The organism is Algoriphagus boritolerans DSM 17298 = JCM 18970, from assembly GCF_900108085.1.
Lineage (GTDB): Bacteria > Bacteroidota > Bacteroidia > Cytophagales > Cyclobacteriaceae > Algoriphagus > Algoriphagus boritolerans.
Genome location: NZ_FNVR01000028.1, coordinates 33,461 through 55,605 on the forward strand (window position 1 = coordinate 33,461; position 22,145 = coordinate 55,605).

Genomic DNA, 22,145 nt, shown 5'->3' on the forward strand with positions numbered 1-22,145 from the left:
CTGGAAGTTAGGAAGTTAGGAGGTCTGGAAGTTAGGAAGTAAGGAAGTCTGGAAGTTAGTATACATACTTCGATATTCGGTGTTCGATATTTGTTATTGAACAAAGTCCATAGGTTTTCTAAAGAAACAACCATTTAAGGTCACTCTGAATTGATCAGGGTGGCTTTTTGCGGTATTGTAGCTATTTACCTATCCTGTCGTATCATCACTAAATCAAAGACGTTCCAATTATGAAAAGTATCTTTTCTTTTTAGGTTGTTCTGCCTTCCTTTTTTCCTGTAATGAGGAGTTTGGACCGGCGGTTTGTAACTTCTCTTAATTTACCTTCTATACTAAAGTCAAAAGCCAGCCCGGAATTATCCAGGCTGGCTTTGATATTACTGGCCTGTGAGGACACAGGTCAAGGTATTGGAATGTTTTTAGTGATTACTTCGCATTGAAAGTAATTCCCATCAGAATAAATGTGCCCAGTTCCGCTCCTTTTGGATCGCTGACAAAGTATAGCTTGTGCTTTTTGCCGTCGGCAGTTCCAGTGACAGGAATAGTAGCTTGGTGCATTCGGATCGGAGCATCCGGGGCTTTGAACCCTTCTCCCGGTACATGTACTCCCTGTGCGATTACCTCTCCAGTTGGACTGTCCAGTCTGATTTCAAAGTTTATTGGAAGAGTGATTGGTTCCATGGAAGCTGTCATGAGGGTTACTGAGCCAATTTCTGACATATCAACAGCAGGAATTGCAAAAGAACCTGCTTTACTTGGTACCATCAGTAGCGGTCTGCCGTCAAACACCATTTTGGTATAATCTGAATAGTCTGTCGTTTGACTCAAATCGAATGAGTTTGAAGTCAACATCACTGAATTTGCTCCTGTCAAAGGCTTGATATTTTCACCACCCTTGTCGGTATAAGTGGCTGAAATGATCAATGCGCCGGTAGGTGAAGGAGCTTTGCCTAATGTCGGGTCTACGGATCCTTTTGCTGGCAAACTCGGCTTAGCCTCGTTTCTTAGCGATAAGATGTAAGTGACTAGTGCATTTGCATCCGTAGTATTCAGGTCAGGATTAGCGGGCATGGCCGTTTCGCCCCATACTCCTCCGCCACCGTTTTTGATTTTATTCAAAAGGTAGTTTCTGTCTCGCTCTCTGTATTTTTTGGCTACAGCGGTGTAGGCTGGACCGATTGAAGCCTCGTCTTCCTTATGACAAGTCTTGCAAGTCAAAGATTGTACAAGCGATTTCCCTGTCATGGCTTCGCTCATTACCTTGTGTCCCATATCCGCTTCTGCCATATCCACACCTGAAATGTAATCTGCAGAAACATAAAGCGAAGAAAGATCAGAGCTGGCTGCAGGTTCTTCCTGATCGGAGACGGCGACAGTATAGGCTACTTTTTTACCTGGGAAATAGAAAGACTGATTGCCGTCAATGGCTATCTGGATCTTCGGTGCGGTATTTCCTGAATAAACTGAAACAGGAGTGCTTGCCCCAGAAAGGCCAGCCGGGTCATTAGCCGTCACTACTACTTCGAAATCACCCACTGAATTGAACGTATGCGTCAGGGTCGGCTCCTGAGTTGTCCGGGTCTCACCATTTCCAAGATTCCAAGTGTAGGACAATGGATCTTTTTCCGGGTCACTTGCAGTCGCAGTGAAGGTGACCGTAAGCGGATTACTTCCAGAGGTCTTATCCACAGCAAGTTTAGCTACGACAGGTGCTCGATTTCCCCCGTTGAAGTCAATTCGGGATAGTCCTGAATCTGTATTTTTGCTAAACCACCCATTTCCATATTCCAAAATGTAGATTTTGCCGTCGGGGCCCATTTCCATATCGATCATGGCGTTGAATTTTGTACTCGGCATGAAAGCCTCCATTTTTTCAAAATCACCATTCTCATTCATCGTCACTGCTTTGATCCAACCTCTGATCCAGTCATAGATGAAAAGTTTTCCATCATAATAGTCAGGGAAGCGGGTTTCTGCAGGGAACAGGTCTGAGTAGTAGACAGGACCTGCCATGGCATTTCTTCCACCTGTTCCCAACTGTGGAAATTCTTCAGAAGCACTATATGGATACCAAATAAATGCCGGCTGCACAGCTGGCAGCTCTTTCAAGCCGGTGTTGTTAGGAGAATTGTTGACTGGTTTTTCCGGGTCAAAAGCAGGTCCGGCACTACCTGTTTCGTAATTGAACTCACGATACATGTAATTATTTCCAATGGAGTAAGGCCAACCGAAGTTACCTGCTTTTCTTGCTTGATTGACTTCGTCATAACCTTTTGGACCCCTCGTATCAAGTGAGTCGTTGGCGGCATCAGGTCCAACTTCACCCCAATAAAGAAAGCCTGTTTTTTGATCCACAGAGATTCTGTAAGGGTTTCTGTTTCCCTGAACAAAAATTTCGGGACGCGTACCTTCAGTACCTGCGGGGTATAAGTTGCCTGCTGGAATGGTATATGAACCATCTTCTGCTACCTTGATTCGAAGGATTTTTCCTCTCAGGTCATTGGAATTACCTGAGCTTCTTCTGGCATCCCATTGTTTTCTGCCATCACGACTATCCACTGGTGCAAAGCCTGCTAGGACATATTCGGATTCGTTTTGATTAAAAGGGGTAGAGTTATCCCCGGTGGAAAGAAACAAGTTTCCTTCTTTATCAAATGCAATTGATCCACCGGTATGGCAGCAGATATTACGCTGAGAATAAAGCTCCAAAATCACTTTTTCGGAATTCATATCCCAAACTCCATCTTTGAAAACAAATCGGGAAAGTCTGTTGACTTCTTTGTCTCCGGTGGGAGCATAAAATGCAAATACAAAATTGTTGGTTGCGTAGTTTGGATCTTTTTGTATGCCCATCAGTCCTTCCTCCGCATTAACTCCGGGCACTTCAGCTTTCCAATAGACATCCAGTTTGGCCACTTCTTTTAACTCTTGAGTTTCGTTATCATAGAGTAAAATTTCACCCCTTCGCTGGGCAACTAGAATATCCAGATCAGGAAGGATGGTCATTTCTGTAGGCTCCGTGAATTGCCCGATTGAGAGATTAGTCTTCGTGAATCGGTTTTCCTCCGGAACTCGTTTTGATTTTGCTTTGGAGTAATCTAACTGCTCGTTTCCTCCAATTGCATATTGGATTCCAGCTAATAAATGCTGAAGAAATTCAGCTTCCTGATATGATTCTTTGGTATGTCCACCCCCTGTATAATAAGCGCGTCCTCCATCGTACTCATGATACCAAGCAATCGGGTGTTCACCCATATCCATTCCACCTTGATAGGAAGCTTCGTCCAGCATCAGAAGTTTTTTTGTATCGGGATTTACATCCTTGTAGCTATACCATTCGTCCGTTCTTTCCCAGTTTTCAGGCAAAAAGTCTACTGAAGGATGTTTTTCGCCTGTTTTTGTGATTTTTCCTGGCTGCACATTGGGATGTGGGTCGTTGATGCCCGGATGATCTGAGAAATAGCCTCCGACCAATTTATTGTACCAGCTCCAATCATACTCTGTGTCTGCTGCGGCATGAATTCCAAGGTATCCTCCTCCTGACTGAATGTATCGCTCGAAGTCTGCCTCCTGGTAGTTGTTTAATACATCTCCGGTAGTGCTGAGGAAGATTACGGCGGCATATTGCGCCAGATTTTCTTCGTTGATGTTTTCCGCATTTTTGGTAGTATCGACCTGGAAGCCATTTTCAGCTCCCAATTTTTGAATTGCGGCAATTCCGTCAGGAATTGATTCGTGGTAGAATCCGGCTGTTTTACTGAAAATCAGGACTTTTGGATCACCTTCTCGCTTTTTACTACAAGACGAAAGGCCCATTCCGATCAATAACAATAATACCAGTAGCAATAAACTACGTAGGTTTTTGGGTAAATGCATAGGTTTTGAAATTTTGGGGAAATTAGGGAAATTCCGCGAAATGCGGGCTAAAGGCCTGAAAATAGGGGTTTTTAATAGACCAACAGCCTGATTCTATCGACGAAAGGTGGCAGATGTCAAACAAGCTGGGCACCGTCACTGATCCTGACCGGAATAAATTCCGTTTTGATTCCAAACTTGTCTAAATAGGAATCGCCAATTTGGGATTTGAAGGAATCTAATTCTGAGTTTTTGACTAGATTAATAGTGCAGCCACCGAAACCTCCTCCCATCATTCGGGAACCAAGGACTCCCTTCAGATCCCATGATTTTTCTGCCAGGAAATCCAATTCGGTACAACTAACTTCAAAATCGTTACTCAAACTTTGATGGGATGCTTTTAGGAGAATTCCAAAACCGGTTAAATCACCTGTTTTTAGTGCCTTTGCAGCATCATGAACGCGACCGCATTCTGTGATGACATGTTTAGCTTTGGGGAAAAGCGCTGCGGGGAGGATACTTCCTATTTTTCCCAATTCAGTGTCAGGAATATCCCGAAGGGTAACTATACCGGGGAAACTCTCCTGAAGAATACGTACACTTTCTTCGCATGCTTCCCTTCGTTGGTTATAAGCTGAATCTGCAAGGGAGTGCTTTACCTTGGAATTGACCAAAATCAGCGAATAATCTCCAAGCTCAACAGGGATTTCCACGTGAGTATTGGATCGACAGTCGAGAAGCAGTGCCCTATCTTTTTTTCCAAATGCAGAAGCATACGGGTCCATTATTCCGCATTTTACACCTGCAAAAAGATGCTCGGATTTTTGTGCGTAAAGTGCAATGGATTTTTTGGAAATCTTAAAATCGAAAAGTCCCGAAATCGCAGTTCCAATGGCAACAGACAATGCGGCTGAGGAGGAAAGTCCCGAACCTACAGGGATATTTCCCCCAATGACCATATCAAATCCCGAAATGGAATACCCAGCCTGCTTCAGCAAAGCGACCATTCCCATAACATAGGTTGCCCAATGTCCTTTTTTCGGAGAGAATGCATCTAATTCAAATTTGAATTCCTGATCAAAGTCCAAAGAATAAAGCTGGCAGACGTCTAAGTCGTTTGTTTGAATTGCAACCCAAATTCCCTTTTCTACAGCGGCAGGAAACACAAATCCCTCCTGGTAATCTGTATGCTCTCCGATCAGATTGATCCTACCTGGAGCAAAAGCAATGAGGGGAGTAGTGGAAAAGTGGGACTGGAAAGTTTGGGTGATGTTATCAAGCATGGGTGGGATTTGTTTGTGCGGAAGTGTGTGGTAAGCTTTACTTTGTAAGTAGTGATAGTTAACTACTGACCCCTTACTTTTTACTACTTACAATTATCAATTCATTTCACCTGAAAATGCTGGGAGGACTTTCTCGGTACCAAAGTAGTCTCCAGTACAATGGAAATCGGATCTTCCGAAGCCAAGCCATCCAATTGATCCAATAGGTGAGTTACGGCGAGTTTACCCATTTCATAGCCGGGTTGGGCCACGGTGGTAAGGGGCGGCTCGATAACAGCAGATGTGGGATTGTTGGTGAACCCAGCCAAGGCCATATCCTCCGGGATTTTGATGCCCATGGATTTCCATTCAGTCAATACATCCACTGCGACGGGATCGATCATGCAAAAAACAGCATCAGGTCGTGGATCCATTTCGGTGATTTCCCGGGCCACTCTGACATTATCTTCCAAGGTCAAATCTGATATTTTAATCAACAAAGGGTCATTTTCAATCCCATATTCAGCTAAAGCTTTGAGATAGCCTTCTTTTCGCTTTTTGGAAATATATAGGTCTTCTGGTCCTGAGACATAGACGATGCGGCGGTTATTCCCCTCCAATAAATGATGGGTGACCTGATAGGCTCCTCCTACATCATTGAAGGTGACCTTAGAAACAGGTATCTCTTCGTGTACCCGGTCGAAAAGAACGAAATTGATCTCCCGGTTATAGAGTTCATAGAGATGGTCAAACTTGTTGGTCTCACGGCTAAGCGAAATCAATAGTCCGTCTACTTGGCTCGAGACGAGTGTTCGGATGTTTGCTTTTTCCTGATCGATGGACTCGTTTGACTGACAAATCATCACATTGTAACCCCGCTTATTGGCATAATCCTGAATGCCGCTGATGCAGGAGGCAAAAAAGTGGGAGGTGATTTCCGGTACAATAACTCCAAGTGTTTTAGATCGGCTGATTCGAAGACTTTGCGCCAGCAAATTAGGCTGGTAATTCATCTCCTTGGCCATTTCCACAATCTTGCGCTTGGTCTCAGGATGGAGTTCCGGTGAGTCCTTGAGCGCTCGTGAAATGGTAGAAACAGACACGCCAAGTTTCTTGGCGATCTCCTTCATGGTAATCTGATGGCCTCTCTTCATACTGTTGTTTTTCCTAATTTGTAATCTGCAATCGTCTGCACTGGTACAATTTGCAAAAAACTTTATAAAAAACGCTATTCTTGATAAACTGTAAATAAAACCGTCTCCCCAACAGCCCTTAGGGTTCGGACGTCTATGAGATCCATATTATCCTGGTGGGTATGATGATAATGGCTGAATCCGAAGTCAGGCGAAAACTCGATGATGTCAATCATCGGGATTCCTGCATTGACATTGACAAAGGCATGATCGTCGAGTATCTCAGGGGCATCTTTTTGGATAAAAAAGTCCGAATGACCGATCTTGGAAGCATTTCCCCATACTTTACTCACAATGCCGGCGGCATACTGTCTGGAGTACCCCTCCCGATAGAATTTGGCATTTTTCCCCCCGACCAAATCCACCAAAATCCCATAGAAGGCCGAATAATTAGGAATGTGCTTGTTTTTGGACCAATACCGGGAACCGTGGCACCACCAAAACTCCTGCGCGTTATTTCTGATCTTGGTGTTTTCTGGTTCTCCATCATCCTCTCCGTCAAAGAGAATGATGTCAATACCCACATCTGGTTTTAGTTCTTGCGAGGAGATCGTTCGTGCAATTTCCAGCAAAACCCCAACGCCGGATCCTCCGTCGTTTGCCCCATCGATCGGTTCGTTCAGTCGCTCCGTGTCTTTGTCGGCAATTCTGCGAGTATCCCAATGTGCTGCGAGGAGGATTCTTTTAGTAGCTTGTGGATTGTAGGAGGCGATGATGTTGCTCAGGTCCCAAGTCAAACCATCGTAGGTTTTTGCCTGAAAATCCTGCGTTTGCACGCTCCATCCAAAGCTTTGGAGCTTCGAAATCATCCAGGCTTTGGTGTCTGAATGGCCTTTGGTTCCAGGGACACGAGGACCGAAGTTCACTTGTTTTTGGACAAAAGCATAGGCTGAATCTGCATTGAAAGTGGGGTAGGGCTTACTGATTACCTCTTCTACGACTGTTTCTGTGGCTTTTTCGCCATTACACGCCCAGGTGAAAATAAGCAATGTAATCAGCCATAATCTATTCTTCATATGCCCAATCAATTTTATCCTTCATGTCTTTGACTACGAACCCCATTTCTTTGAGGCTCGCACGGATTTCATCCACCTTGGCATAATTTCTTGCTGTTTTTGCTTCCGAATAGAGTTTTAACAACAAATCCAGCATGGCGTTTTGTACTTCGCCTTTTTCTTCGATCAAACCCAAAATGTCCACTACGAAAGTGATGAAAGTTTCTTTCATTTTTGAAAAGACTTCCTCTCCCAGTGCAGCTGACTGAAGCTGTCCGGTGAAGATGGAGTTGATCTTTTTCAATAAATTAAACAAGTGACCGATCGCCTGCGCAGTGTTGAAATCGTCATCCATCGCACGATAGGCCGCAGCAATGCTTTGCTCGACCTGTTGGATTTGCTCCTGATCTTGTTCAGCTTCCGGATTTGGCACAAACGCAATTGCTCTGGCGATCCGGAGTCCATTGATAAGCTTCTTGTATCCTTTTTTCGCAGCTTTTAGTGCATCATTGGAGAAGTCCAAGGTAGACCGATAATGAGCCGTCAACATGAAGTATCGGATCGTCATAGGGCTGTAGGCTTGCTCCAGAAGTTTATGGTTTCCGGTGAAAAGCTCCTGCAGGTTGATGAAATTCCCCAATGATTTGCCCATCTTCTGACCGTTGATCGTGATCATGTTATTGTGCATCCAGTATTTGGCGGGATCGTGGTGATTGCAGGCGTTGGCCTGTGCGATTTCGCACTCATGATGCGGGAACATCAGGTCCATACCCCCACCGTGAATGTCAAACTGGGTTCCCAGATATTTTGAACTCATAGCTGTACACTCGAGGTGCCAGCCCGGAAAACCCACGCCCCAAGGAGAATCCCATTTCATCAGGTGCTCTGGCGAGGCATTTTTCCAAAGGGCGAAATCTACAGCATTTCGTTTTTCTCCCTGTCCGTCCAAATCCCGGCTTCCACTCATCAGTTCGTCCAGAACTCGCCCGGAAAGTTTTCCATATTGGTAGCTTTTATTGTATTTCAACACATCGAAATAGACCGAACCATTCACTTCATAGGCCAAACCTTCATTCAAAATGGCTTCGACCAAGGCGATTTGCTCGGGAATATGACCTGTAGCGCGGGGTTCGATGTTCGGCTTCCAGGTATTGAGCAAAGCCATGTCCCGATGGTAGGTGTCTGTATACTGTTGGGCTACTTCCATCGGTTCCAACTTTTCCAACTTGGCCTTTTTAGCTATTTTATCTTCCCCTTCATCTGCATCGCCTTGAAGGTGCCCTACATCGGTGATGTTCCGAACATAGCGAACCCGATAACCCAAATGAGTCAAATAGCGATTCACCGTGTCAAATGTAATAGCAGGTCGGCCGTGGCCTAAGTGAGCATCCCCATAAACAGTCGGTCCGCAGACGTACATTCCGACAAACGGAGGACTGAGTGGTGCAAAATCTTCCTTTTGTCGGGAAAGTGTATTATAGAGTTTGAGTTGATGCGATTTCATAGAATGTACGGAATACGAAGTACAAGGTACCAAGTATGGGATTAATCCGATTTTGATTTAAGGGTGCAAATTAGAGGATTCAGGCGGGGAAATGAAAAGAATTCAAGCAGAGGAGAACTTAAGTTTTCCAAAGGCGCTATTTCTAACTTTGCAAAAGTCCAAATTTTTCTAAACGCTGAGAAACAAAGGTCATTGAAGAGGATTTCTGTAGAAGTCCTGTCCATTTCTTCTTAATTCCATGAATTTCTTAATGTTAAAAAAACGGAAAACCTCCGATTCCAATTCGAACCGGAGGTCTTAAGTCTAGCATCTTGTTTCTAGTGCCTTGCTTTTTTTTCAATGCTTAAAATGTCTCACGCCAGTCATCACCATGCTCATGCCGTGCGCATCGCAGAAGGCAATACTGTCTTGATCTTTGATCGATCCGCCTGGCTGGACGACAGCTGTAATTCCTGCTTTATATGCGATTTCTACGCAATCGGGGAATGGGAAGAAGGCGTCCGAGGCCATGACGGCACCTTTCAAGTCAAAACCAAATTCCCTTGCTTTAGCAATGGCCTGGCGTAAGGCATCCACTCTGGAAGTTTGTCCCACACCACTGGAGAAGAGTTGGGTGTCGTTGCTCAGGATGATCGTGTTAGACTTGGTGTGTTTACAGACTTTGGCTGCAAAAACCAAAGCGTCCAATTCTTTCTCAGTAGGGGAAACTTTGGTTACTACTTTGAAGTCATCCTTGGTCTCAGTAGCCAAATCTTTGTCCTGCTCGATGATCCCATTCAGCAAGGTTTTGATCATTTTGGTGCCTGGCAGGTCCATTTTCTGACGAAGAAGAATTCTGTTTTTCTTGCCTTTCAGTAGATTCAAGGCGTCCTCTGTATACTGTGGCGCGATCAATACCTCAAAAAACAGGGAATGCATTTCTTCTGCAGCTGCCAAATCCACCGTTTGATTGGTGACTAAAACTCCTCCAAAAGCTGAAGTAGTGTCCGCTTCAAATGCTTTTTTGTAAGCTTCCTGTACGGTCGGAGCTAAAGCGACACCGCAGGCATTGGTGTGTTTTAGAATTGCAAAAGCTGTATTTCCTTGAAATTCAGCGATCAGATTTACGGCTGCATCCACGTCCACCAGGTTGTTGTAGGAAAGTTCCTTACCGTTCAATTGGTCAAAAAGTGCCTCCATATCCCCAAAAAAATGTGCCGCTTGGTGTGGGTTTTCTCCATATCGGAGGGCTTTGGCTTTGGTTTCTGAAACTTTCAGAGCAGGAATATTCTCTTTTTTGTTGAAATAGTTGAAAATATGCGTGTCGTAATTGGAAGAAATTTGGAAAGCCTGAGCAGCAAAATACCTTCGGTCCTCCATAGTGGTGCCTCCGTCTTGCTCAGAAAGCTTGGCCTCAAGTTCGCCGTATTGTGCTCTGGAAGCGATGATGACCACGTCTTTGAAATTTTTCGCGGCTGCACGAATGAGGGAGATTCCTCCAATGTCGATTTTCTCAATAATATCCGTCTCAGACGCGCCAGAAGCTACAGTTTCTTCGAACGGATACAAATCGACAATGACGAGATCTATAGCAGGAATATCATATTCAATTGCCTGTCCTCGATCCCCGTCGTGGTCCCTTCGTTGGAGAATTCCCCCGAAGATTTTCGGGTGGAGGGTCTTCACTCTTCCTCCGAAAATGGAAGGATAGCTGGTCAATTCTTCAACAGGGATGACTTCAGCGCCTTGCTCTTCGATAAATTTCTGGGTTCCTCCCGTAGAGTAGAGCTTTACGCCATGTTGTTTTAACAAGGCGATGATAGGCTCGAGGTTGTCCTTGTAATAGACAGATATGAGGGCAGATTGTATTTTTTTGATGGCCATTTAGGAATGGATTTGGATGAAATCTTTGGATGGCACAAAGGTAGGAAAAATGAGGAGGTAGGAAAAGTAAGATTCGCGATTTGCCCAACAAGGTGAATTTATACCGAAGGTTGTGGATTTTTTGAGCGAGACAAGCTAATCATTCTGATAATCGATCACCTAAAAAGAATGCCTTTTTCTTAAATGGAATCACATCAACCCTCCGCTTTCCACATCGTAGAAAAAGCCCTGTTCAGGGTTGGGCTTACGGTAATGGGTGAGGCTTGCGTGGTGTTGGGTTCCGCGCCTGAAGGCATTGACAGGAATAAGGTAAACATCTTCAGGGCCTCCTGGATGACCGCCTAGGCCAAGCACGATAAAGGTTGGCCTTCCGGTCTCTTTCGCAAATCGCTGATATTCTTTAAGCTGACTATCCTCCGCAAACCAGATGTAATCCCCTTTCTGTCGGCTACGCCATTTACATTCTATAGCCAGAGGAAAACTGCCTGCTGCGGTATTGATCGTCACCTGAATATCGGGATTGAGAACTGTACTGGTATAGCGATCTGCAATAAACCTTTCTCCTGCCCAATGATCCAGACGAAAAAATTGTGGATTAAACTTCTGCACCACGTACTTCTCGAAAATGAGTCCAGGATTGAAATCGGGGTCAACTTCTTTGCATTCGTCTTCTTCTAAACCGAAAAGATCTTCGCGAAGTTGTTGAATCAGTATGTCGGGATCTTTACCTACAAGCATAGCCTTCTTCCTGAGCATGACCTCTTCTCCCTTGGATAGCTTTCCGTCTTCCAGGGCAAGGTGGATTGCTTCCTCCAGGATGTAGGTAGGTTTTGTTTCTCCGACTTCAGTAACTTCATCTTTTTCAGGCTCTAAGGATTGCTTTAACTCTTCCGGTTCCACGGGTTTTCTCGATGTTTTCTTTCGCAAAGAGATGTAGAGAGCAATGCCCAGTACGAGCAGGCCTAAAAGGACTATAAAAAGCTGAGACATTATTTTATATACTGAAAAACCGCGTTTAAAAGATCTATTTTTGATTTAGTCCCGCTGGACAATTAAAATTTTCACTAAAATAATATCTACCGAAACTTATAGCAATACCCTCTACAGGGTATTTTTTGATAAAAAGTGAAAATTCTTAGATTTTAATTGACCTTTCTGGGAATTAAGATTAAAAGTTAGACGATTTAAAAAATTACTTTAGTAGATAAATCTAACCCGGGAGACTCCCGAGAAATCAGTTTAAGAAGAATTCTGCTTAGTTGAAACAAACAAACCTAAGTCCCCTGATCGGACTGCTAAAAATTACAGCTTAGCAATTCCAAAGGTCAGAACGCTGAAAGCGATGGCCTTGGAGATCAAATCAAACCAGCAATGACCTCTGGGAAATACCGATGTTCCAAAACATGGACTTTTTGGGCGATTGTATCAGGAGTGTCGTCTTGGGTTACTTTTGTCGCGGCTTGGAAGATGATTTTCCCCTCATCATAATGCTCATTGACTAAGTGGATGGTAATGCCGGTTTCCGTATCTCCTGCGGCTTTTACGGCTTCGTGGACATGGTGTCCGTACATGCCTTTTCCTCCATATTTCGGTAAAAGTGCCGGGTGGATATTGACCATTCGGTCTGGAAATGCCCGAATAAGATCTTCCGGGATTTTGAGTAAAAAGCCAGCCAAAATCACCCAATCGATTTTTTCTTCCTGAAGTTTGGCCAAAAGCACTCCCGCATCCATTTCTTTTCGTGTGAAAGTAAAAGTAGGAACCCCAAACTTTTTGGCACGCTCCAACACAAAGGCATTGGCCTTGTTGGAAGCAATCAAGGCAATTTCAGCTTTGGTGGAACCTTGAAAATGTTCCATGATCTTTTCGGCATTGGAGCCGCTACCGGAGGCGAGGATGGCTAGTTTGATCATTTTTTAAGAGAAAAGAGGCTAGAAGCGAGTAACAAGATGTGGGTATCTAGTATCAAGGTGCAAGTATCAAGAATTTTGGATCAAGAGACAAAAAATTTGAGGCAACTGGTCTGAAGTAAGATCCAGGAGATTTGAAACAAGATTTTGGGGACTGGTGTCTAGAACTGAAAGCACATCCGGTGAACCGTTCCAGATTCGGGAAATGGTCACCAGCGGGATGCTTAAAATCATCGGTACCCGCTTAATGCCTCCCAGTAATTTGAGCTGCGAAAAATTGCCCTCAATTCCGGAAAAATTTGTTTCATTCAGGGCAAAGTGTCATGCTTGAGGTCAGGAAAAGTTACAGATTCTTTTTTCTGTTTAAAGTTTGAATTCAACACCTCATAGATTCCGAGCTTTCTTTTTATTTTGGCAGGAAATCAACCTTTTTTAAAAAGTCATGTCAGCAAGCGAACTAGGAGTGGGCAGCCGAATCGGTCATCCTAAATTTGGAACCGGAGTCATAGTCTCTGTGGATGAGACGTATTTTAAAATTTATTTTTCCAATACAGAGGAAGTCAAAACCCTTGCTCGGGATTACGAAGGCTTCTCGGTCGTGGAGGCAAAAGTTCCCGACTTTCCTATGCTTACCATGAAAGATGTGGAGCGTGCGATACGCGAAGCATTGATTGCTACCTCAGAACGTGCACCTTTGGTTCCTTTGGGAGGGAAATGGATGGGAGGGACACTGGTGATTGAACCATCCGATAAAAATCTTCAAACCAAGGAAATACCGGTGGAGACCTTCTTTCACAAGATCGTCATGGTGAGGGAAAAGCTCCGGGTGCTCGAGCAAAATATCAACAATCACCCCAAACTTGACGATGAGGATCGGGTGAACCTACAGCAATACATTACGCGATGCTACGGTTCCTTGACGACCTTCAATGTGCTTTTTGCTTATAAAGAAGATCAGTTTAAGGGGAGTGGGAAGGACTAGGTCGGTAGCAGACCCCGCGTTTGAACTTATTTAAAAAGGGAGAAAGATCCAGATCAATAAGATCTCATTTTGAATTTCTTCTTGAGTTCACCGACCGAATGCTTAAATCCGGAGTCAGTTTCAATCATGTCGTTCACTGTCTGCACGGCATGGATCACTGTACTGTGATCCCGACCACCAAAATGATAACCGATCGACTTGAGTGAATGGTTGGTGAATTCTTTTGAAAAATACATTGCTACCTGACGGGCGATTACGATCTCTTTTTTACGGGTTTTGGCTTTCAGATCTTCCAGCTGAATCCCGAAGTATTCTGAAACGGCTTTTTGGATAAAATCAATGCCGACTTCCGTTTCGATGTCTTTGATGAAGTTTTTGATCACTGTTTTGGCCAGCTCGAGGTTGATCTCGACACGATTCAGAGAAGCGTGAGCGATCAGGGAAATCAGAATTCCTTCCAGTTCCCGGACATTGGTGTCCACTGAGTAAGCCAAATATTCCACCACGTCATCCGGAATGAAGATTCCCTCAGATTGCATTTTGCGGCGAACGATAGCCACCCGGGTTTCGAAATCGGGCATTTGCAAGTCTGCTGTCAGCCCCCATTTGAATCGGGAAAGCAATCGCTCCTCAAGTCCTTTCAGATCCCTGGGAGGACAGTCTGAGGTCATGATAATCTGCTTTTTGTTCTGATGCAGGTGGTTGAAGATGTGGAAAAACATCTCCTGTGTCCGGTCTTTGCCGGCCAAAAACTGAATGTCATCGATGATCAGGACATCCACTTGCATGTAGAAATTGGTGAAGCTCTTTACGTTACCGTCTTTGATGGAATCCATAAATTGATTTACAAATTTTTCAGACGATACATAAAGCACAAATTTGTCATCAGGACCATTCTTTATTTCATTTCCGATTGCCTGAACGAGGTGAGTTTTTCCCAAGCCTACACCTCCGTAGACCATCAGCGGATTAAAAGAAGTAATGCCGGGCTTGGTAGCCACAGCGAATCCTGCAGATCGTGCGAGTCTGTTGCAATCTCCCTCAATGTAGGTGCTAAAGGAATAGGATGGATTGAGGTTGCTTTGCGTCAGCATGTCCGCATTCAGTGACTGCATCTCAAAGGGTGTTTTTACTTCTGCCTGAGGATTGTTTTTTTTGCCGGATGCATTCCCCTGCGGAAAAGAAACCACATAGGGCTGATTGTTGGAATTGCCTTTGTCTATTACTACAGCATACTCCAATCGGCCATTTTGACCCAAGGTGTTTTTGATGGCAAGTTTTAGCACTTGCACGTAGTTATCCTCCAACCATTCGTAAAAAAATTGGCTAGGAACCTGAATTGTCAAACTGGAACCTTCCAGCTTGATCGGGTTGATTGGCTTAAACCAAGTCGAAAAGCTCTGCTCGTTGACGTGTTGTTCTATCACACGCAAACACTCATTCCATACGGCGCTAGCTTCCAAACTCATTTAGAAATGATTAGATTATAATCCTGGGATCCTTGACAGTTGCAAGGGGGTCAAATTTGTGGAAAATTAACTTAAATAAAAAATCCAAATGGGCTTGAAAAAGTCAATTTTTAAAGAATTATTGTCGGTAACAGAATAATATTCTGCGAAAATTTCATTCCAAATTGAATGACTCACTGTTATTTTTTTTACCTGAATTTTCAGATGATGTTTTGATAAAATACAGAATTTCTGTTTAGTAATTGATAGTTAGCGGTTTAGAATTAATGGTTGGCAATTAATATTGAAATCAATTTCTAACTGACAATTTACCGGTCATTTCTTATTTTTGGCCCTATCCCAAATGAGGATTTAATAAACCCAAAAATGAACAGCGATCTTTTTGAAGACTTTTCACCTACCAATAAAGCGGCTTGGATAAATCAGGCAAAAAAGGATTTGAAAGGGAAGGATTTTAAACAAAGTTTGACTACCAAGCTTTGGGAGGAAATTGAAATCGAGCCTTTTTATACCAAGGAAGATTTGGCTCATCTTCCTGAAATTCCGAAGAATTGTTTTGAAAAGGCTTCTGATTTTTCAGGCTTTCCTTCCAGAAATTGGGTGAATTTTTCTGCAGTTTACCCTAAAACATCCAATAAAGAGGTGCTGAATGCTTTGGAAAACGGAGCAAGTGGGTTAATTCTGTATTTGGATGGAAATGAAAAACTGGACCACCTTTTAAAAGGTGTTCAAGCTGAATACATCTCTATTTTGGTCAAGCCGCTCGGAGATCCCTTGCTTGCTATGAAGTCCTTTCTTACTTGGACTGAAAGTACGGGCATAAATGAAATGGAGATCAATGGAGGTATGCTCTGGTCGCCGATGGATCTTCTTTTTAGTGGGGAGAAAAGTTTGGACCAGGCAATTCAAATTTTGAAAGCTGTCATTGCTTCAAGTCCTAAATCGAAAAATTTTCATTCCTTTCAATTTAACTTTAGTCGATATGCCGAAGCTGGCGCCTCTGGACTCGATGAATTGATTTTTGGGTTTGGAGAGATCATCGAATTGATTGATCAATCTGGGATTGAACCTAAAGTTATTTTTGAGAAAAGCGGAATTTTCACGGCGGTAGGTGATTTGCATTTTCCTGAAATCGCCAAATTAAAAGCCATTCGGTTTTTTGCTTCCGAGCTTGCTTTTCAATATGGAATTGACCGAAGTCCTCGGGATAGTTTTATTCTCTCCAAGACATCCGATTGGTCCAAATCCACTTTGGACGCGAATACCAATCTCATCCGCCAAACCTATGAGGCAATGGCGGCGGTAATGGGCGGTGCAAATGGACTATGGGTTGTGCCGATTCAGCAGGATAAAGCAAATGAATTGGAGCTTCGGATCGCTAGAAACGTTTCTTCGATCTTGATCCATGAATCCTACTTAGACAAAGTCGCTGATCCCACAGCAGGATCGTATTACTTGGATTTTTTAGTTTCTGAAATTATGAAAAAAACTAAGGAGGGAATTCAGGTTTTGGAAGAAAAGGGAGGCTGGAAGGCTGCATTTGAAAAAAATCAAATCCAGGATAAAGTAAGGGAAGCTCGGATGAAAAAACAAAATGAGGTGCTGATCGGAAAAGCTACCAAGATTGGAGTGAATAGATTTTCTGCTTCTTCAAGCCTAAAAAATGACCTGGATTTTATTCCTTTCGAAGAAGAAATGAAGGAATTGAAACCAAGCAGGGTTTCCTATTTGGTAGAGCTTCAAAATCAAAACCAAGCATGAGACCTGACTTTAAATTTTGGAAAACCAGCGTCTACGGTCCAAAAGACCAGATAAAACAAACGATTTGGGAGTCTCCTGAGCAGATACCAATTCCTGATCGATTTGACTCGGGGGAAATTGAAAAACTGCATCACCTTGCCTACGCAGCCGGAATTCCCCCATTTCTTCGCGGCCCTTATAGCACGATGTACGTACAGCGTCCTTGGACGATTCGTCAATATGCTGGTTTTTCTACCGCCGAGGAGTCCAATGCCTTCTACCGAAAAAATCTTGCCGGAGGACAAAAGGGGCTTTCCGTTGCATTTGATTTGGCGACGCACCGAGGCTATGATTCCGACCATCCCCGCGTGCAGGGTGATGTGGGAAAGGCCGGAGTTGCCATCGATACAGTAGAGGATATGAAGATCCTTTTTGACCAGATTCCATTGGATCAGATGTCAGTTTCCATGACTATGAATGGTGCTGTAATTCCTATTTTGGCATTTTTCATCGTGGCAGCCGAGGAGCAGGGAGTGAAGCCGGAGCAACTATCAGGCACGATCCAAAATGACATTTTGAAGGAGTTTATGGTGCGTAATACCTATATCTATCCTCCTCAGCCCAGTATGAAGTTGATCGCGGATATTTTTGAATTCACCTCCCAAAAGATGCCCAAGTTCAATTCCATATCGATCTCAGGCTATCACATGCAAGAGGCTGGAGCTACGGCGGATTTGGAGTTGGCCTATACCCTCGCGGATGGTCTTGAATACCTTAGAACCGGAATTAAAGCAGGTTTGGATATTGATGATTTTGCGCCAAGACTTTCTTTTTTCTGGGCTATTGGAATGAACTATTTCATGGAAATCGCCAAAATGCGTGCAGGAAGGCTACTCTGGGCAAAGATTGTCAAGCAGTTTAATCCAAAAGATCCCAAGTCACTTGCTTTACGAACTCACTGCCAGACTTCCGGTTGGTCGCTGACCGAGCAGGATCCGTTTAACAATGTCACTCGGACAGCCATCGAGGCTTTGGCTGCGGCTATGGGTCATACCCAATCGCTCCACACCAATTCCCTGGATGAGGCGATAGCCCTGCCTACGGATTTTTCAGCTCGAATCGCCAGAAACACCCAATTGGTACTGCAGGAAGAGACAGGGATCACACAAGTGGTAGATCCATGGGGTGGTTCTTATTATGTTGAGTATTTGACAGATCAGCTGGTGCAAAGAGCCTGGACGCTGATCGAGGAAGTGGAAGGACTGGGTGGAATGGCAAAAGCCATCGAAACAGGACTTCCAAAACTTAGAATCGAAGAAGCGGCAGCAAAAAAGCAGGCTAGAATTGACAGCGGGCGGGATATCATCGTCGGGGTAAATCGCTATCAGGTAAATGAAAAGAGTGAGATCGAAGTCCGTGATGTGGACAATCAAGCCGTCAGAGATTCTCAAATTGCTCGATTGCAGCAAGTGAAATCAAAACGAAATCAGGAAGAAGTAGATAAAAGCTTAGAAGCGATCACAGAAGCTGCAAAGTTAGGCGGAGTCAATTTACTGGCTTTGGCGGTGGAAGCAGCGCGAAAAAGGGCTACTTTGGGAGAAATCTCCGATGCGATGGAGCGAGTCTTTGGACGCCACAAAGCCCAAACCCAAGCCATCTCAGGAGTATATGCAGCAGAAGTGAAAAATCAGGATTCATTCAAAAAAGCTCAGGAATTATCAGACCGCTTCGCCGAGTTGGAGGGCCGTCGCCCCCGTATTTTGGTGGCGAAAATGGGGCAGGATGGACATGACCGCGGTGCGAAAGTTATCGCTACGGGTTTCGCAGATTTGGGCTTTGATGTGGATATCGGGCCATTATTTCAGACACCACAGGAAGTGGCCGAGCAGGCAATAGAAAACGATGTTCACATTGTAGGGGCATCTTCTCTTGCCGCCGGGCATAAGACGTTGGTGCCTCAGTTGATTAATGCTTTGCGAGAACTCGGTCGTCCGGATATCATGGTAGTGGCAGGAGGAGTGATTCCTCAGAAGGATTATGATTTTCTATTTGAAGCAGGTGTTTCGGCTGTTTTCGGCCCGGGCACTGTGCTTTCGGAGGCTGCTATTCAGATTTTGGAAAGGCTGATGCGAGACTTTTAATCAAATGAATTAATCAAATGAATCAGGGAATTCTAATTAGTTGATGCAAGCCATATCATCTTCCTGTATCAGTTCAGGAATCATTTTTTTTGCAATTCTTCCATAAGCTTCATTTGCTCCCAATAAGGTAAAGCCCGTGTTTTGACTTCCGCGCCGAGTTCAAGGACAAGTGGGTTTGCCGGATCAAATACCGGCCATTCAGGTAGACCATCGCCGTTTGGGTTTCCTGTTTTCACAAAGTTTACCCAGTAGTCAGACATGGTTTTTTCCAAATCATAATCAGCCTGCTCAAAAGGTCTGTTCCATTTTCTCAGCGTATGGAGTGCACAGCTGAATTCTGCCGAATGAAAGGCTCCATAATTTGGCTCACCGGGAGGAACTCGTGTGAAGTAATAGAGGTAAGCATCATTTTGACCTTTTTCGGTTTGCATTCGAGCCCAAGTATAATTTTGAAAGCCAAAGCCAAGGACTCCGATAGTTTTCAAGGTCTCCTGTAGTTCTGCTTCATTTCCTGCAGGGAAAAGCTTCAAGTACTCTCCGGCGCGGCCTCCGTATTGTTTTTTGGCATTGGCAATAAATTCAGCCGGAGATGTGGCTTGATTTCCGGATACCTGATCATCAGCATTCCATCCTGTCAGCAGGGGGACATCAGCGAATTTACCCTCCTCAAAAGCCTGTCTCACTCCAGACGGACTTTTGAACATGGGTTAGGTTAATTTAAAGCTGTAAAGAAAAGGGGCTTTGTGACTTTTTCCGGTATAGAGTTTTTCGTGCCGGTCGAGGATATCCAAACTGAGCATCTTGCGCTGAAAGCTGGTTCTTCGCAGCTTTTCTCCTAAAATTGCCTCATACACAGCTTGCAGCTCATTCATAGTAAATCGATCAGGAAGTAGATTTCCCCCGATCAAGTTGCGATCCAAGTTTTCCCTAAGGGTTTGAAGGGCTTTTTGGACAATTTTATCATGATCGAAAATCAGTTTAGGCAATCGATCTATTTCATACCAAGCAATGGAATCCGAGAGGTTGTCAGGGGTCAATGTTACTTTTTCATGGTCGATGAGTGCGTAGTAGGCAACGGAAAAAAAACGATCAAGCATCCAATAGTTTTCTGGAATAGCGTGGCCGTTGGCCTCGAGGATAGTTTTCATCACCTTGGGCTGGTAACGTGACCTGTCACCAAAAGTGTGAAACTGCTTCAAATAGATTTCCTTCAGACCAGTCCGTTCAAATAAGCCTCTTTTGACGGCATCTTCCAGGTTTTCGGCTTTTCTTACAAACCCACCGGGAAGCGCATACCATCCTGTGGCATGGTATTCCATGAGTAGAATTTTTAGTTTGCCTTTAGAAAAACCGAAAACGACCGAATCGTAAGCGAGATGGGGAATGTATTGCGATGTGTCGGGTAATGCCATTTTGGGGTTATTCTGTTCGAAGTAAGTAGGAATTTTCGGTAGAAGCAATTAGAATTGTCTCAAATTGAAACAATAGAATATCAAGTTCACGAGTCTACGAAAATATTTTTATTCAGTACACCAGGATAGGTTTACCGCCTTCGCAAGTGACTGACTTTGGGGCAACGATCAACATGCAATCCGACACCACATTGAATTTTTCATTGTACGCTTGCTGTAAAGTGGTGTATTGCGCTACTAAATCTAAAAAAGATGACTCCACACTGCGATGATAAGCAATATATCGAGTGGGTCCACCGCAGGCCTTACTGCCCATGGCAGTTGAGTTCCATTCTGCGGAATTGGTGCAGGAAACCGATTCCGATAGCTGGATGATATCTTTCTCCAGTTGCTCCAATTCATCGAGGCGATAGCTTTTGCCTTCCTCTCCAAAGAGTTGACAGGAAGACATTAGTCCCGCTAAAACGATGATGCTGATCCACTTCATAAGCGTTTTTTGTTTTGATACATTAACGAATCCGAGACTTGAAACGCTTCAAAATATTAGCAGGAAATTAACGTGAAGAAGCAGGATTCATGTTTCGAATTGCAGCGATTTTCCATTTTCCTGCTTTTTCAATCAAAACAAAACTACTCCACATGTTTCTTTCGGTCCCATCAGGTGAAGTAATAATGTAGCGGCAGTCCGCCAGGGCAATTTCTTCCGATAGAAACTTGATTTTTTCTACTTTAAGCCTACGACTACCCGGATTGGATTGGGTGCTGTTTTGCATTCCTTTTATTGACTCCTCCAAGCCATTTCTCCATTCTCCGCTTGAGACCAATTGGTCAATGTCTTCGGTCAAAATACGTTTGAGTAAAACGGTGTCTTGGGCTTCTCTGGCTTCCGAGTAATGGCTGATTAATTGGGTGATCTTTTGAGCTGATTCTTTTTGGTCATCACTTACTTGAGTAAATGCTAAAGAAGGAATCAAAAAAAGAAAGAGGATTAGGGTTCTCATTTTTTTTGAGGATTGATAAGGAAGAAAGTTAATGAAAATTCAAGTAATCCTTTTATGATTGGTTTACCGTCGTTTCATAATCCCAAAAATGAGAAAGTAGAAGTGTTCAACTTTTTGACTTTAGCGATTGCCTACTCATAAAATGTCAATTAGGATGGTTTACCGTCGCAATAAATGTAAATTAAGCTGCTTGATTGACGTAATTAATGTAAATCGCGCCGGTCAAAGGGATTTATTCCTTGAATAATTCGTCAAAATTGAGGTTCAGTAATATGGAGATTCCACGGTTTGTTGCAAAAAAGATCCTAAATCAGATTGGAAAGCCAAAGGTACCTGCTGCTTTTGCCAAGGCCTATCCTGATGCGAAGTGGAATGCGGTGTCAAAGGATAACTTTTTGGAGTGGATATGCTAGATCTCCCGCAGATCAACGCAGAAAAACACGCAGATTGCCACTGATTCTCCTATTCGAGTAATATAAAAAAACCACCCGTCTCAGAGAGGCCACTGAAAAAGTCCTTTAATGGTTAATTGTTAGTAAAAAAAGGTGTAAGAAAATTACTTTTCTACACCTTTTTTTGTATCTTTTTGTGTATAAAATACTCAATTTCATGCTGTTACATCAACAAAAGATTAAGTTCAGTGAGTATGGCTCCATTTATGATTTGATAGTGCCAAAGGACAATCTTCTTCGAAAGATTAATGACATCATAGATTTTAGTTTTGTTTACCAAGAGCTGGTTAATAAATACTGTACTAATAACGGACGTATGGCTCAAAGCCCTGTTCGGATGTTTAAGTACCTGTTGCTTAAAACCAT

The 22,145-nt window shown here is 43.7% G+C and carries 17 protein-coding genes and 1 pseudogene; 5 read left to right on the plus strand and 13 right to left on the minus strand.

The window, feature by feature from the left end; genetic code table 11:
• Positions 1 to 426: 426 nt before the first annotated feature.
• From C4S61_RS17820 to purN, 8 genes are all read right to left on the minus strand, one after another.
• The gene (locus tag C4S61_RS17820; RefSeq protein WP_103926153.1) at positions 427 to 3,876 is read right to left on the minus strand and encodes a ThuA domain-containing protein; all 3,450 of its coding nucleotides are present in this window, start codon (positions 3,874 to 3,876) and stop codon (positions 427 to 429) included.
• Between the two features lie 116 nt (positions 3,877 to 3,992).
• Positions 3,993 to 5,138, minus strand: coding sequence for a galactokinase (locus tag C4S61_RS17825; RefSeq protein WP_103926154.1), 1,146 nt, complete (start codon positions 5,136 to 5,138; stop codon positions 3,993 to 3,995).
• Between the two features lie 101 nt (positions 5,139 to 5,239).
• Entirely contained in the window at positions 5,240 to 6,271 is a 1,032-nt protein-coding gene (locus C4S61_RS17830) for a LacI family DNA-binding transcriptional regulator (RefSeq protein ID WP_103926155.1), read from the minus strand.
• 74 nt (positions 6,272 to 6,345) lie between these two features.
• Positions 6,346 to 7,326 carry a M28 family peptidase gene (locus C4S61_RS17835; protein WP_103926156.1) on the minus strand — a complete coding sequence of 327 codons (981 nt, stop codon included), beginning with the start codon at positions 7,324 to 7,326 and terminating at the stop codon, positions 6,346 to 6,348.
• On the minus strand, positions 7,316 to 8,809 hold the full coding sequence (gene cysS, locus C4S61_RS17840; RefSeq protein ID WP_103926157.1) for a cysteine--tRNA ligase: 1,494 nt from the start codon (positions 8,807 to 8,809) through the stop codon (positions 7,316 to 7,318). Before cysS ends, C4S61_RS17835 begins: the two co-directional genes overlap by 11 nt.
• Before the next feature lie 336 nt (positions 8,810 to 9,145).
• Positions 9,146 to 10,672: a bifunctional phosphoribosylaminoimidazolecarboxamide formyltransferase/IMP cyclohydrolase gene (gene purH / locus C4S61_RS17845; protein ID WP_103926158.1), complete on the minus strand. Its 1,527-nt coding sequence runs from the start codon at positions 10,670 to 10,672 to the stop codon at positions 9,146 to 9,148.
• Positions 10,673 to 10,861: 189 nt separating this feature from the next.
• A complete protein-coding gene (locus C4S61_RS17850) occupies positions 10,862 to 11,662 on the minus strand; it encodes a hypothetical protein (protein WP_103926159.1) in 801 nt (266 codons plus the stop codon).
• A gap of 365 nt (positions 11,663 to 12,027) precedes the next feature.
• A complete protein-coding gene (gene purN, locus C4S61_RS17855) occupies positions 12,028 to 12,585 on the minus strand; it encodes a phosphoribosylglycinamide formyltransferase (protein WP_103926160.1) in 558 nt (185 codons plus the stop codon).
• Positions 12,586 to 13,024: 439 nt separating this feature from the next.
• On the opposite strand from purN, the gene C4S61_RS17860 reads away from it, so the two are divergent.
• On the plus strand, positions 13,025 to 13,564 hold the full coding sequence (locus C4S61_RS17860; RefSeq protein ID WP_103926161.1) for a hypothetical protein: 540 nt from the start codon (positions 13,025 to 13,027) through the stop codon (positions 13,562 to 13,564).
• 53 nt (positions 13,565 to 13,617) lie between these two features.
• Here C4S61_RS17860 and dnaA read toward each other — a convergent pair whose 3' ends face one another.
• The gene (gene dnaA / locus C4S61_RS17865; RefSeq protein WP_103926162.1) at positions 13,618 to 15,033 is read right to left on the minus strand and encodes a chromosomal replication initiator protein DnaA; all 1,416 of its coding nucleotides are present in this window, start codon (positions 15,031 to 15,033) and stop codon (positions 13,618 to 13,620) included.
• A 366-nt stretch (positions 15,034 to 15,399) separates the two neighbouring features.
• Between dnaA and C4S61_RS17870 the strand changes: the two genes are divergently transcribed.
• Positions 15,400 to 16,794: a methylmalonyl-CoA mutase family protein gene (locus tag C4S61_RS17870; protein WP_103926163.1), complete on the plus strand. Its 1,395-nt coding sequence runs from the start codon at positions 15,400 to 15,402 to the stop codon at positions 16,792 to 16,794.
• A complete protein-coding gene (gene scpA / locus C4S61_RS17875; RefSeq protein WP_103926164.1) occupies positions 16,791 to 18,914 on the plus strand; it encodes a methylmalonyl-CoA mutase in 2,124 nt (707 codons plus the stop codon). The genes C4S61_RS17870 and scpA overlap by 4 nt, the downstream gene beginning before the upstream one ends.
• Positions 18,915 to 18,994: 80 nt before the next feature.
• On the opposite strand, the gene C4S61_RS17880 is transcribed toward scpA, so the two are convergent.
• From C4S61_RS17880 to C4S61_RS17895, 4 genes are all read right to left on the minus strand, one after another.
• Positions 18,995 to 19,618, minus strand: coding sequence for a carboxylesterase family protein (locus C4S61_RS17880; protein ID WP_103926165.1), 624 nt, complete (start codon positions 19,616 to 19,618; stop codon positions 18,995 to 18,997).
• A 3-nt stretch (positions 19,619 to 19,621) separates the two neighbouring features.
• Positions 19,622 to 20,326: an NUDIX hydrolase gene (locus tag C4S61_RS17885; RefSeq protein WP_103926166.1), complete on the minus strand. Its 705-nt coding sequence runs from the start codon at positions 20,324 to 20,326 to the stop codon at positions 19,622 to 19,624.
• 112 nt (positions 20,327 to 20,438) lie between these two features.
• On the minus strand, positions 20,439 to 20,813 hold the full coding sequence (locus C4S61_RS17890; RefSeq protein ID WP_103926167.1) for a hypothetical protein: 375 nt from the start codon (positions 20,811 to 20,813) through the stop codon (positions 20,439 to 20,441).
• 67 nt (positions 20,814 to 20,880) lie between these two features.
• A complete protein-coding gene (locus tag C4S61_RS17895) occupies positions 20,881 to 21,327 on the minus strand; it encodes a DUF4440 domain-containing protein (protein WP_103926168.1) in 447 nt (148 codons plus the stop codon).
• Between the two features lie 272 nt (positions 21,328 to 21,599).
• On the opposite strand from C4S61_RS17895, the gene C4S61_RS21910 reads away from it, so the two are divergent.
• Positions 21,600 to 21,740 carry a hypothetical protein gene (locus C4S61_RS21910; protein ID WP_160111269.1) on the plus strand — a complete coding sequence of 47 codons (141 nt, stop codon included), beginning with the start codon at positions 21,600 to 21,602 and terminating at the stop codon, positions 21,738 to 21,740.
• Between the two features lie 196 nt (positions 21,741 to 21,936).
• Positions 21,937 to 22,145: pseudogene (locus C4S61_RS17900) on the plus strand (IS5/IS1182 family transposase); the annotation flags it as partial.

Excerpts from the sequence above, each read along its gene's own strand:
- C4S61_RS17820 (WP_103926153.1), bottom strand. The coding sequence starts at position 3,876 with ATGCATTTACCCAAAAACCTACGTAGTTTATTGCTACTGGTATTATTG.
- purH (WP_103926158.1), bottom strand. The coding sequence starts at position 10,672 with ATGGCCATCAAAAAAATACAATCTGCCCTCATATCTGTCTATTACAAG.
- C4S61_RS17885 (WP_103926166.1), bottom strand. The coding sequence starts at position 20,326 with ATGGCATTACCCGACACATCGCAATACATTCCCCATCTCGCTTACGAT.
- C4S61_RS21910 (WP_160111269.1), top strand. The coding sequence starts at position 21,600 with ATGGAGATTCCACGGTTTGTTGCAAAAAAGATCCTAAATCAGATTGGA.
- C4S61_RS17870 (WP_103926163.1), top strand. The coding sequence starts at position 15,400 with ATGAACAGCGATCTTTTTGAAGACTTTTCACCTACCAATAAAGCGGCT.
- C4S61_RS17850 (WP_103926159.1), bottom strand. The coding sequence starts at position 11,662 with ATGTCTCAGCTTTTTATAGTCCTTTTAGGCCTGCTCGTACTGGGCATT.
- dnaA (WP_103926162.1), bottom strand. The coding sequence starts at position 15,033 with ATGAGTTTGGAAGCTAGCGCCGTATGGAATGAGTGTTTGCGTGTGATA.
- C4S61_RS17895 (WP_103926168.1), bottom strand. The coding sequence starts at position 21,327 with ATGAGAACCCTAATCCTCTTTCTTTTTTTGATTCCTTCTTTAGCATTT.
- C4S61_RS17825 (WP_103926154.1), bottom strand. The coding sequence starts at position 5,138 with ATGCTTGATAACATCACCCAAACTTTCCAGTCCCACTTTTCCACTACT.
- scpA (WP_103926164.1), top strand. The coding sequence starts at position 16,791 with ATGAGACCTGACTTTAAATTTTGGAAAACCAGCGTCTACGGTCCAAAA.
- C4S61_RS17830 (WP_103926155.1), bottom strand. The coding sequence starts at position 6,271 with ATGAAGAGAGGCCATCAGATTACCATGAAGGAGATCGCCAAGAAACTT.
- cysS (WP_103926157.1), bottom strand. The coding sequence starts at position 8,809 with ATGAAATCGCATCAACTCAAACTCTATAATACACTTTCCCGACAAAAG.
- purN (WP_103926160.1), bottom strand. The coding sequence starts at position 12,585 with ATGATCAAACTAGCCATCCTCGCCTCCGGTAGCGGCTCCAATGCCGAA.
- C4S61_RS17880 (WP_103926165.1), bottom strand. The coding sequence starts at position 19,618 with ATGTTCAAAAGTCCGTCTGGAGTGAGACAGGCTTTTGAGGAGGGTAAA.
- C4S61_RS17835 (WP_103926156.1), bottom strand. The coding sequence starts at position 7,326 with ATGAAGAATAGATTATGGCTGATTACATTGCTTATTTTCACCTGGGCG.
- C4S61_RS17890 (WP_103926167.1), bottom strand. The coding sequence starts at position 20,813 with ATGAAGTGGATCAGCATCATCGTTTTAGCGGGACTAATGTCTTCCTGT.
- C4S61_RS17860 (WP_103926161.1), top strand. The coding sequence starts at position 13,025 with ATGTCAGCAAGCGAACTAGGAGTGGGCAGCCGAATCGGTCATCCTAAA.